Raw genomic sequence first — 9,305 nt, 5'->3', positions numbered from 1 at the left:
GGTGGTGAGGAATCCATAGACCTGATGGGGCCCCGTCACGGGCTTCGTTTTCGTGCCCCGATCACCGTTGAAGGTGGTCCAGATGCCGGCGAACGCAAACAGCGGTCGCGACTCCGCGAGCGCGAACCACACGACGTCTTTCTTCTTCGTCTCCGGGTTGGGCTCCGGTGCGTATTCGGCAAAGCTGTTGACCGGCACGAGACAGCGGTGCTCCCGCTTGAGCCAAGCGCGCCAGTGCGGGGACGAGGTGTTGCGAATGTTGGTCACGGGCGGGCCGCCGGTGCGCGGCGGAGGCGGCATGCCCCAGCGCATCATCACCATCTCGCGCTCGCCATTGCCGGCATCCCGAATGACAGGCGCGGGGTAATCCGGAAACACTCCGGGCATCGGCGCGAGGTTGCCTTCATAGCGGCGGACGACCCGGAAGAGATCGGCGATGGCGGCTTGGTTCGTCGTGATCGAATAGAGATTGCACATGCTCCAATAGTATCCTTAGCGCTCGCCCGGCCACCAATACGAGGCGGGATGATCGGCAGAAATCTTGGTCGGCCTCAGCGCAACCAGCGCACTTCTTTTGTAGGGATAGCCACGCACCTGCGAGCAGTCCTTGCATCGCATATAGCGTTCGAGCTCGTGAACGGGCGTCGTCTTCGGACGTCTGATAATGCCGAGGGCCACGGTTTGGTTGGTGTCGCAGCCGAGGCATCGCACCTCGAGATAAAGGAAGCCGGCATTGATCGCGTCGCCGATCGTCGGCGACGGCTGAGCGGGACCCTTGTAGCCGAGCATCCGGTAATTCCACGCGACGCAAGCGAGCTTGTCGGCTTCCTTACGGGCCTTGACGGCCTCTTCGTCCGACATCTTGATCTGAGTTCCGTAGAGGAGTTGGCGCGATTTCGTGGACATCGGAGTATCAAAGCCAAGCCGCCGGGGCGTTGGCAAATTATCGATTCCTAGTGGTGTCGGCCGGAGGGCCGCTACTGAGTCTCGTGGGTGTGGAAAAGGCTGAACGGTCTGGCCTAGTGCCGGAGCGGCTCCTCCTCGACTGGCTCACCGTGCAGGTGCTCCAGCACTTCGCCAAGATCGCGACAGTCGATCCGCTCGCCGCAGGTCGGGCAGATCATGAAATGATCCTCCTCGCTCGCTGGCGTCCAACCCTCGGTGCGAAACTTTGCCCGCATGGCTCACAAGTCCTCCCTTAAGCCTTTGAAGAAGGGATGCCGAACCTTTCCTTCGGCCGACTTGGCGCGATACTCGATCTCCGCGAGCAGCTTCGGCTCAACCCAAATGCCCTTGTGCGCAATGCGCTTGGCATAGGGTTGTGTTTTGCGGATGAGTGGCTGCAAGCGTCTCTGTAGCTCGGCGGCTGAGGTCTTGTCGAAGCCGTGGTCGACCTTGCCGGCATAGATCAGGGCGTCTCCCGTGTGGCGGCCGAGATAGATGCCGTCCCATTTGCCTTCGTCGAGCGCGAAGCCGGCGATGGTCAACGTCTCGCGTTGGGTACATGTTGTCTTGACCCAATTATTGCCGCGACCGCTGGCATAGGTGCTGTCACGAACCTTCGAAACCACCCCCTCCAGACCAACTTTGCAGGCATGGGCAAACATGTCGCGACCTTCGATCTCGAAGCTCTCGCTGAATTGCACGTCGGTGTCCACAATGATCTTCTTGAGCGCGGCCTTCCGCTGGCCGAGTGGCTCGCGGCGGATGTCGCGTCCGTTGAGATAGAGCAGATCGAAGGCGACGAGCACGATCTTGCTGGATTTGCCTTTTAACTCGTTTTGCAGGACGGAAAAATCGGTGGTGCCGTCGGCGGCCGGGACGACGATCTCGCCGTCGATGATCGCGGAGCCCGCCTTAATGTGCCAAGCGTCGTCGGCGGCCTTCTTCAAACGCTTGGTCCAGTCATGACCGCGGCGGGTGAAGACCTTAACAGCTTCGTTGGCGAGATGGACCTGGACGCGGTAGCCATCGAACTTGATCTCGTGAATCCATCGCTCCCCCGACGGCACCCTCTCGACCGAGGAAGCCAATGCCGGTGTGATAAAGCCGGGGAAGGGCGCCTTGACGCCGATCTCAGCCGGCCGACGCTGACGGCGCGATGCCACTGACCAACTCCACGCAACCAATACTTCGGATTCGAATCATTCGCCGCGGATTCGTTCCGGTCTTGCCGCAGCCAGAGGGTGGCAGCTCGGAACCAACTGAATCTCCTTGCGTTTCTACAAGGCAAGGAGATGCATCATGGCAGCAGCAAAGAAACAGACCGCCCGTGGCCGAAAGCAGGACCGGGCCCGCGTCGCCGGAGGACAAAAATACGAAATCGCCTATGAGGCGAAGAAGACGCGCAAGTCGGCTTCCGCGGTTAAGAAGGCTGTCAAGAAGGTCGGCAATAGCCGCAAGAAGGTCGAGCGCAAGCTCGGGCGCAAGGGGCGATAGGATTTTCAGTTTCAAAGTGGATTTGGTTTCGGACCGGCATACCGCCGATTGGCCGGTGGGAATGCCGGCGCCGGCGCGGAAGCTCCCTGCTTGGCGGAGTCAGCTCCAATTTTTCGTAACAAAAAAATTGAGCCGTGGGGCAAAACAGTGGCAGCTGGCATGATCGGAAAGTTTGGCCTCGCCCCTCACGGTCACCCCGCTGCGGGCTTCTTGTTATCCAAAGTCATGATGCACTTATCGAGCGGTCAGCAGACGTTTCCACGATCGGAGGCTGAGGGCAGGCTTTGACCGAAGCACAAATCAGCGGAGTTTACTCACCCTGAATGTTCCTCTCTGAGCGCGTGGTTAGGCGCAGCGGTCTGCCCTGCTAAAAAAAGGCCCCGCGATAGGGGCCGAGTTTGGGAGGGACCTACAGGTCGCGGAACCAATCCTTCCCATTCTGGCTCGTTCCTATTGATCCTGGCGGAGCTGCCGCTCCAACTCGATTGCTTGATCTGCGTTATAGGCCCTCTTTAGCAAGGAGTTTCGCTGATCACCCGCTTGTACCCATTTCCGCGCGTTCACGCATGTCTTCAGCCAACTGCGTCAGCCGTGTTTCGAGCAAGTCTGTTTGTTTAAAGTGCCTTCGCTTCTCTCCCATCGCCTGTTCCTTCTACTGATTGATGCGATGTTAGTTTTCCAAGCAGGAGGTGGCGGACACATAAGTTAAAATCGCCACATAAACCTTGGACAAGACGCTTGCATGCGCGAGGCACGTGCCGGTACCTCGGTGTGCGCTGATCGCGTGCGCCGCTGCGGCCTGCGGATGCGGAGATAGGTTTCGCACCCAAAACGATCGCGCGTCGTGACGCGATCTGTCTCACGTCTTCTTTGAACCAGGAGGCGCGCTGGCCGAATATCTGATTTTGCTCGCGCTCGCAGGCTGGATCGCGCCCGCGCTGTGGGAATTGATCGATCGATGATTTAGCAGAGCTGCCTGTCTTGTTGCCGCGGGAGGCAGCGCCAATCCGCCGACCATGCTTTGTTTGGAACGACCGCGGCGGTTGTGCGTCTCTGGATCAAAGAGCTGCGAGCGCCACCATGCCTTCAACATCGCCAACACCTCTGGTGAACCGTTGCCCCAAATGCAGTCATCCAATCACCCTGGCTGACAAGATTTGGAACATCACCACGAAACGCTTTGCCCGCGTGTACAAGTGCCGGTGCGGAGAACTCATCTGGGACGATTGATGGCTAGCAAGCTCCCTGCAAAATCGATCCCGCCTGCGGACCCGGAACGCACCGACGAACTGCAGAAGACGGTGCGCGAGGACATCGAGGAGCAGCGCAAGCTGCTTGAAAAGCTTCGGCGCAAGATGAACTGAGGAATAGGCAAAGAAAATCCCCCTCATCGAACCGAGTATGACTCACCCGCACCGGAGCCATCCGCCGCGGGCGTTTTGTTCAAGGAGACATAATTGCCCTTTTGAGGAGATTGAAATGACCAGGATCAGGAGACGGAAACCCGTCGACCAGCACGTCGCTCATCCCATGACGAGCGATGATTAACTATCGCCCACGTTGGCCGACATTCAGGCTTTGGCGAGAAGCCGCACCGAGCCGGCCATCCACGTGCTGCCCTCTACCATGGTGAGACAGACAGCAAACACCTTTGCGCGCCTGGCCGCTGCAAAGCAGCTGCTCGACGCGGCTGGGGCAAGCCTGCGCAGCCGTTGAAGGTCCTTTGGAACTGTTGACGCGGATTGAGAGCGTGATCGTGCATCGGGATAATCCCTCGGTGTCCGCCAACCCGGTCGAGCGAACGGACAAAGCGGAGATGCCTCACGATGGTTCCCCAGGCGAGGAGAAGCTGGGATGAGCGAGAAAATGCCGGGATCTCTCTGCGTGCCTGTGTCCTCGCAGGCAGAGGAACTGCCAGTCTCGCCCGGTTGGCCACGCTGGATGGCGGAAGCGCTTGCCTAACCACCCGAGCCGGAGGCCGCGAAGACGAGCGCCGAAGCCGAGATGCCGGCCCGCAGCGATCCCGCTTCGGTCCGGAAACTGAGCCGCGTGTCTCAGCCGCCCCTGGCGCGCTCCGAGCGCTCCCTTGCCGGACCAATTGAACCTGCCTCCCCGCCAGCGACACGAAGACAGGCAGAGCTATTGCGTTTGCCGCAGCCCGAGCCGGTGAACGGAGGCTCCACATGAACCCCGCCCTTGACCTGCTCTATCGCCTGCTCGCGATCGGGATCGGCATCTATTGCTCGCGCAAGGTCTGGGTTGGCTATGTCGAGAGGAAGATCCTCTTCGTCAGCGACGACTGGCTGGACTGGTCGAGATGGTCGCGGCAGGAGTTTGACCGGGACACCATGCCGATCCGGTATTGGGTGCAGATGGGCGGCACGGCCTTTGGCGCGCTGTTGTGTCTCGTCGGGGCGATCATCGGCTGGCAGCCGAACGGCTGAGCGATCCTCACGCGCCCAGCAGCAGGCCTACGACGACGAAACAGCCTTGAAACAGTCCTGAAACCAGATCGTCCTGAACTCGCCCGGCGTCGGAACCGACCAACGGAGCGAAAAGGAGACAGTCATGATCCAGATCGGTTCGAAGGAAGAAGTCGCGTTGCTGCTGGCGCTGTTCGGGACGCATACCCAGCCCGTCCGGAAGCCGAAGCCGAAATCGCAGCAAGGCTGAGAGACCACAAATGGCGGGTCTGGCCGATTGCCTGAGCTTTCTGCGGTTGCTGATCGCCAGGGGAGATCCAAAAGGTATCCCGCTGGCGACGGGCGCCATCGACGACTATCTGGCGATGGCGCCGGTCGCTGCCCGCAGGCGCGGCCTGCGGGTGCTCCAGCAGGATGCGATCGCGCTGCATGTCACCTCGGTCGGCGTGCAGCGCTCGTTCGCCGAGACAGTCGACGCCTACATCGAGCGGAAGCTGGCCGACGAGTGAGACGGAGCCGCTGCGCCGGTTTGCCAAAGAGCTGGCATCCGTCTTGCTGAACAAGGTCTCAATCCCCAACCCGGCCCACCAGGCCGTATCAGATTGAGGCGATCACATGCCATCACCGTCCCGTTTCGAAGCGACCGCGTCCTTGCAGCTCCACGCGCTGATTTCCGACCTCAACTGGCGGATGCAGATGTTGGAGCGCGACATCGCCGAGGAAGAGCGCAAGGCCGGCAATTCCGATCCCGGCAGCGCCACCTATCCCATGCTGGCGCTGACCTTGCGTTCGCGCCGCGACAATCTGCGGACCTCGATCGCCGTGCTGGAAGCACGGGTCGAGCCGGCGGGGCAAGCGCCGCGGGCCGCCTAGTTGCGCACCTGCTCTCGAAAGCGGTCAGTCTCGCATGGGACGTCGTGCGAGACCTCGTGCGGCCGCTGGCCCTTCAGCAGGCCGATCTTCCGGTCGAGCTGCCAGACCTCGACGTCGCCGCGGCGCGCGAACTGCTGTGCGACGACGAGGGCCGAGATGTCGCTGGACGCCTCGAACGCTTCGGCGGAGCGGAAGACGCCGTTTTCGCCGACCAGATAGGCGCGGTATTGCTGTGTCATGTCGGTGCCCTCAGGCCGGGCGAATGCAGCCAGGCCTCGATCTGCATCGCCGTCTCGTCCTGCCGCGCGCGGCGCAGCAGCATCTCGCGGCGGCGTCCGGGGCTGAGCGCGCGCGCTTCTTCGCGCAATCGCGCGGCCTCGTCCGCGAGCCTCTGGTGAAGTGTCTTGGTCTGCTTGAAACGACGCCGCTTCAACATGGCGCTGCTCCCATGTTCGAGGAAGGCGGGAGCGCAATCGGGCGTTCTCATCACCGATATCTGCCGGGGGCCTTGCGGTGATGCTTAACTGTACGACTCGTCTCGGCGAGAGTCTTGATCATTTGATATGTCGGCAGCAGATATTTCCATGTTGTTTTCAACGAGTTGCTTGCTCCACTTGAGCGGCTTACTCATTTTGCGCACCATACTGGCCTAAAGTTCACTTTTGAACAAAAGCGACCTCCGGTAGTTTACCTGCCATCACCGGCCAAGGCTCTGTCCGTGGGCGCCGGTGGCTGAGAGACCGAGCGTGCTCCCGCCTGCAAGGTAAGGGAGCATGTCCATGCCGGACGATCGTGCGCCGATCCGTCGCGTCCATACTGAAGCATCCGCCATCGCCGAACAGAACGCGCAGATGCGCGAGCAGGTCGCCAAGGCGCTGGAGATCCTGAAGACGGACGTGCCGGACACCTTTCTCGGCCGCAAGACGCACGAGCCGTTTCCCAGCGAGGACGACGACGAGCGGGATCACTGACGGATGACGTTAGGAACTTCCGGTTCCGAACCTGATTGTGTCACCTGGCCGGTCTGCCGCCGATTGACCGGCCTGGAATGACGGCTCCGGCGCGCGTGCCCCCGTCTGCGCCGGGGCCGTATTCATGACCATCCTTTCGCGTGCGATCCCTTCGCGTGCAGTTCTTTCACGTGCAAGCCTTTCACGTGCATGTCAGGCAACCGTACCCGATTGCCGGCGTTGGCTCGTCATACGCGTTGGAAAGGTTGAGCCATGAGATCATCAGCACTTGTTTGTGCGACCGTCGGCGCGCTGGCGCTGACCGGAATTGCGACGACGGCGCCCGCGCAGGCCCGCCACTTCGGCCCTGCATTCGCCGGCGGATTGATCGCCGGCGCGCTCGTCGCGGGCGCGGCTTCGTCGGCCTATGCCTATGCGCCGGGCCCCGCCTATGCCTATGACGACGGGCCGGCCTATGCCTATGGCTACGACTCGGCGCCGGGCTACTACATCCCGCGGCGGGAGCATCCCTACCGGACCTACGGGGTGTACGACGAATCCCAGCACGGCGGGCAGCCGTCCTACACCTCGCCGACGGGTGACTGACCGCAAGCCGCCGCGGGCCGGTTTGCTTCGGCAACGCCCGCGGCGCTTAGGTTGCGCCGAACCATTTCGTCACCGCCTCCGCAAGTCCGTCGCCGCTCTGGTCTCCCACCCAAGCCACATGGCCGTCGGGCCGCACCAGCACGGCGTTCGGCGCTGACACCGCGCCGATGCACGGAAGCTCCCATGTGCCATCATAGACGGCAGCGATGCGCGTGACGCGATCGGCGAACGGCGCGATGTCGAAGCCCACCAGCCCGCCGAGATCGAGCACCACGCCGCACGCCTGATGAAGCAGCGTGAACAGCTGCTGCTTGCGGCCCGCCACGGTCAAGGCGAGATCGGGCATGCGGCGGCCGAGCAGGGGATGGCCGTCGCCGAGATCGTAGTGGATGTCGAGGCCGCTCATCATCGCGCCGTAGCGCCGGCGCGGCTCCTCCATCGCAAGCAGCTCGGACATCACCTCGCGCGCAGCCTTGCGGCCGTGGTCGTCGCGGCGGAGCAACGCGATCTGCGCTCTTGTGTTGCGCAATACGCGCGCGGCGACGCCATGGCGTTCGGCGTGATAGCTGTCGAGCAGGCTGTCGGGCGCGAGGCCCCTTGCGACCAGCGCCAGCTTCCAGCCGAGATTGACGGCATCCTGCAGGCCGGTGTTGAGGCCCTGGCCGCCGACGGAGTGATGGATATGCGCGGCATCGCCGGCGAGCAGCACGCGCCCCTTGCGATAGGCGACGGCCTGCCGCGCCGCATCGGTGAAGCGGGAGATCCAGGCCGGACTGTGGACGCCGAAATCGGTGCCGTACACCGCGACGAGCGCTTCGCTGAGATCGCTTAAATCCGGCTCGCCGCTGCGATCGAGCGTCGCTTCCGTCATCACCACCAGCACGCGGCCGTTCTCGCTTCTGCTGAGGCCGTGAAAGCCGAGCGCATCGTGACGCAGGCCCCATGCGGGCGTCTCGCGCATCTCGACCTCGGCCATGAGATTGCTGAGCGTCGCATCGGTACCGGCGAACTCGATGCGGGCAGCCTTGCGCACGAGGCTGCGGCCGCCGTCGCAGCCGACCAGGTATTCCGCGCGCAAGCTGTCGCCGCCGGCGAGCGCCACGTCGACGCCGGCTTCGTCCTGCGCGATCTTGCTCATCTCATGGCCCCGATAGACGGGCACGCCGAGCTCTGCGACCCAGTCGGCCAGGATGCGCTCGATGTGGCTCTGCCGCAGCGCCAGCCCGTAAGGATGGCGCGTGGGCAGATCGGAGATGTCGAGCCGCGTCCAGGCAAAGCCCGCGAGCTGGGTGACCTTGCCTTCGCGCAGGAAGCGATCCGCGACGCCGCGCTGGTCGAGGATCTCGATGCTGCGCGCGTGCAGGCCGCCGGCCCGCGTGCCCGTGAGATCCTGGCTTTCGCGGCGCTCGAGAACCGCGACGTCGCATCGTCCGAGCGCCAGCTCCGCCGCCAGCATCAACCCGGTCGGCCCGCCGCCGGCGATGAGGACGGAATGATCAGGCGCGTGCGCAGGCCGACCCGGTGGGGCGTGAGCGCGCGTGCGGGCGTTCGGACACAGGACAGGCATGTAGTGACCCCTCTCAGGTGTATGAGGCGCGGGGGTGTACACCGGGGGCGGGCGCTTGAAGCAAGGGCGTTGCGCACCACATATTGAGCTGGGAGGAGGGGCTTTGTCCCTCATCGCGGGGCCGTGCCGAAGGACCGTGCTCCCCCGATCGGCTGCCAGCAGCGGACCGGCCTGTCCGGCGGCTGGCGCGCCCGATCAGAAAAGTGTGGAGGCCGGCAAAAAAGAAGGCCGGTGCGGGCGCCGAGTGTTCACTTTGGCACCGTGGGTTCCGTCACGGGAAAGTAATGGTTCCGCATCGCCACCGCGGAATCCAAGACCATATGCGTCCTAAGCCCGAGAGCTCCCGTCCTCTGAATGACCTCATTGGATCCCTGAGCAGCCAGGAATTCGAGTTCTTCAGGCACTCTTTCGACGTTGGCGAGGGCACCGTCGGCCAGGTGCTGTACC

General features: G+C 63.0%; 14 protein-coding genes. 7 read left to right on the top strand and 7 right to left on the bottom strand.

Features of this window, described 5'->3' with window-relative positions; genetic code table 11:
• From IF809_RS37315 to ligD, 4 genes are all read right to left on the bottom strand, one after another.
• Window positions 1-477: SOS response-associated peptidase family protein (locus IF809_RS37315; RefSeq protein ID WP_462839988.1), on the bottom strand; the 477-nt coding region annotated here is incomplete at its 3' end.
• A gap of 15 nt (window positions 478-492) precedes the next feature.
• On the bottom strand, window positions 493-906 hold the full coding sequence (locus IF809_RS37310) for a hypothetical protein (RefSeq protein WP_462839987.1): 414 nt from the start codon (window positions 904-906) through the stop codon (window positions 493-495).
• Between the two features lie 113 nt (window positions 907-1,019).
• Window positions 1,020-1,181, bottom strand: coding sequence for a hypothetical protein (locus IF809_RS37305; RefSeq protein WP_453996405.1), 162 nt, complete (start codon window positions 1,179-1,181; stop codon window positions 1,020-1,022).
• Between the two features lie 3 nt (window positions 1,182-1,184).
• Window positions 1,185-2,108, bottom strand: coding sequence for a non-homologous end-joining DNA ligase (gene ligD, locus IF809_RS37300; RefSeq protein ID WP_462839986.1), 924 nt, complete (start codon window positions 2,106-2,108; stop codon window positions 1,185-1,187).
• A 136-nt stretch (window positions 2,109-2,244) separates the two neighbouring features.
• Between ligD and IF809_RS37295 the strand changes: the two genes are divergently transcribed.
• The 5 genes from IF809_RS37295 (at window position 2,245) to IF809_RS37275 (ending at window position 5,735) form a co-directional block, all read left to right on the top strand.
• Complete coding sequence (locus tag IF809_RS37295) at window positions 2,245-2,439, top strand: DUF3606 domain-containing protein (protein WP_453996409.1); 195 nt, start codon at window positions 2,245-2,247, stop codon at window positions 2,437-2,439.
• Window positions 2,440-3,668: 1,229 nt separating this feature from the next.
• Window positions 3,669-3,803: a hypothetical protein gene (locus tag IF809_RS37290; protein ID WP_453996411.1), complete on the top strand. Its 135-nt coding sequence runs from the start codon at window positions 3,669-3,671 to the stop codon at window positions 3,801-3,803.
• 819 nt (window positions 3,804-4,622) lie between these two features.
• Window positions 4,623-4,883: a hypothetical protein gene (locus IF809_RS37285; protein ID WP_453996415.1), complete on the top strand. Its 261-nt coding sequence runs from the start codon at window positions 4,623-4,625 to the stop codon at window positions 4,881-4,883.
• Between the two features lie 239 nt (window positions 4,884-5,122).
• Window positions 5,123-5,371 (top strand): hypothetical protein, encoded by a 249-nt coding sequence (locus IF809_RS37280; protein ID WP_453996417.1) that lies wholly within the window; start codon window positions 5,123-5,125, stop codon window positions 5,369-5,371.
• A 106-nt stretch (window positions 5,372-5,477) separates the two neighbouring features.
• Window positions 5,478-5,735, top strand: coding sequence for a hypothetical protein (locus IF809_RS37275; protein ID WP_462839985.1), 258 nt, complete (start codon window positions 5,478-5,480; stop codon window positions 5,733-5,735).
• Here the strand turns inward: IF809_RS37275 and IF809_RS37270 are convergent.
• Both IF809_RS37270 and IF809_RS37265 read right to left on the bottom strand, forming a co-directional pair.
• Window positions 5,732-5,974: a hypothetical protein gene (locus IF809_RS37270; RefSeq protein ID WP_462839984.1), complete on the bottom strand. Its 243-nt coding sequence runs from the start codon at window positions 5,972-5,974 to the stop codon at window positions 5,732-5,734. The two genes, IF809_RS37275 and IF809_RS37270, sit on opposite strands and share 4 nt — an antisense overlap.
• On the bottom strand, window positions 5,971-6,171 hold the full coding sequence (locus IF809_RS37265) for a hypothetical protein (protein WP_462839983.1): 201 nt from the start codon (window positions 6,169-6,171) through the stop codon (window positions 5,971-5,973). Before IF809_RS37265 ends, IF809_RS37270 begins: the two co-directional genes overlap by 4 nt.
• Before the next feature lie 343 nt (window positions 6,172-6,514).
• Between IF809_RS37265 and IF809_RS37260 the strand changes: the two genes are divergently transcribed.
• Window positions 6,515-6,706: a hypothetical protein gene (locus IF809_RS37260; protein WP_462839982.1), complete on the top strand. Its 192-nt coding sequence runs from the start codon at window positions 6,515-6,517 to the stop codon at window positions 6,704-6,706.
• A gap of 252 nt (window positions 6,707-6,958) precedes the next feature.
• Window positions 6,959-7,291 (top strand): hypothetical protein, encoded by a 333-nt coding sequence (locus IF809_RS37255; RefSeq protein WP_462839981.1) that lies wholly within the window; start codon window positions 6,959-6,961, stop codon window positions 7,289-7,291.
• 46 nt (window positions 7,292-7,337) lie between these two features.
• Here the strand turns inward: IF809_RS37255 and IF809_RS37250 are convergent, their stop codons facing one another.
• Window positions 7,338-8,858: an FAD-dependent monooxygenase gene (locus tag IF809_RS37250; protein ID WP_462839980.1), complete on the bottom strand. Its 1,521-nt coding sequence runs from the start codon at window positions 8,856-8,858 to the stop codon at window positions 7,338-7,340.
• Window positions 8,859-9,305: the final 447 nt, after the last annotated feature.

It is taken from the genome of Bradyrhizobium sp. UFLA06-24, assembly GCF_054967145.1.
This window is presented reverse-complemented; position numbering and strand designations above follow the sequence as displayed.